Consider the following 945-nt stretch of genomic DNA (forward strand, 5'->3'; position numbering starts at 1 on the left):
CAATGCTGAATGTGGCATCTGCGCTTGCTATTGCTTTTGTGTTTAGGGGGGATATAAAAAAATGGTTTGTTGATATAAATTCAGCAGTGCCGATATTGATAGGAAGCATTCCCATATTTGTGGTTGGTGGTTTTGTGGCGGCGCTTAGTATTCAATCCCCATTTGTTTCAATACCTGTGGCACTTTTGATTGGTTCTTTTGTTTTGATAAGCGCGGAGATTTTTGCAAAAGAAAGGGAGGTGACAAAAACACAAGGGGCAGTAGGGGCAGGGCTGTTTCAAGTTATGGCGCTTCAAAGCGGTATGTCACGGCTTGGTATGAGTATAGCAGGTGGTATGTTTGCGGGTTTCTCAAGGAAAAAAGCGATTGAGTTTGCTTTTCTTCTCGCGATACCAGTTTTATTGGTTTCGTCTTTGGTGGAATTTGTTTTTAATGGAGGTTCATCTCATTATTTTTCACCTGACACCATTTTTTCTTCACTCATTGTTTTTATACTCATATCTGTGTTGCTTCGTCCGTCAATAGAATTTATTAACAGAGTAACACTTTATCCGTTTGCTATATATAGAATCGTGTTGGCAGGTATAATATATTTTTATTTTCTTTAATTTTAAAACAATCTTGCGCTTTTTATCCGCGGCTCTATCTGCTCCCAATTTATATCAAACTTTATCTCGTGATTAACATTTAAATCTTTGTATTTAAGAACGCCTGTCTCATACAATATATCAAAAATATCTTTTGTTATTTTTACGTCTTTTAAGCAATACTCTCTGAGTTTTTCAATTTCACCGCTTTTATACCACTCCACAGCTTCACGCCCGGTGCCAGATTTCTTTATTCCAAGGGTTCCGTCTGCAACCCAGTCAAGTTTTATTCTGCGACCCAACACTTTTCTTATTTCTACCAAAATATCAAAACTTTTTATTTCTTTCAGATCAAAAG

The 945-nt window shown here is 36.9% G+C and carries 2 protein-coding genes; one reads left to right on the forward strand and one right to left on the reverse strand.

Annotated elements, in window-relative coordinates; genetic code table 11:
- On the forward strand, nt 1-608 hold a 608-nt coding region (locus OXU73_02055; GenBank protein ID MDD9868089.1), incomplete at its 5' end, for an undecaprenyl-diphosphate phosphatase.
- Nucleotides 609-610: 2 nt separating this feature from the next.
- Here the strand turns inward: OXU73_02055 and OXU73_02060 are convergent.
- Nucleotides 611-945 (reverse strand): hypothetical protein (locus OXU73_02060; GenBank protein ID MDD9868090.1); only part of this gene is annotated, 335 nt, incomplete at its 5' end.

The organism is Candidatus Campbellbacteria bacterium (genome assembly GCA_028817035.1).
In the GTDB taxonomy this organism is placed as follows: Bacteria; Patescibacteriota; Minisyncoccia; order Phycocordibacterales; family JABAAK01; genus JAPPQH01.